A 246-nucleotide genomic window follows, 5' to 3' on the forward strand; every position below is an offset into this window, starting at 1 on the left:
CGTCAAGATTCCGGAACAGGCCAACAAGTATCCCGGCCAGCTTTCGGGTGGCCAGCAGCAGCGTGTGGCGATCGCCCGCTCGCTCTGCATGAAGCCGAAGATCATGCTGTTCGACGAGCCGACCTCGGCGCGTGATCCGGAAATGGTCAAGGAAGTGCTCGACACGATGGTGTCACTGGCCGAGGAAGGCATGACCATGCTGTGCGTGACGCACGAAATGGGTTTTGCCCGCCAGGTGGCCAACCG

1 protein-coding gene is annotated in these 246 nt (G+C 61.4%); it reads left to right on the forward strand.

Annotation, left to right across the window (positions count from 1 at the left end; all coding sequences use genetic code 11):
- A partial coding sequence (locus ACOZKU_RS27720) for an ATP-binding cassette domain-containing protein (RefSeq protein ID WP_421581605.1) occupies positions 1 to 246 on the forward strand: 246 nt, incomplete at both ends.

Origin of the sequence: Shinella sp. M31 (genome assembly GCF_049199205.1) — a bacterium.
Classification (GTDB): domain Bacteria; phylum Pseudomonadota; class Alphaproteobacteria; order Rhizobiales; family Rhizobiaceae; genus Shinella.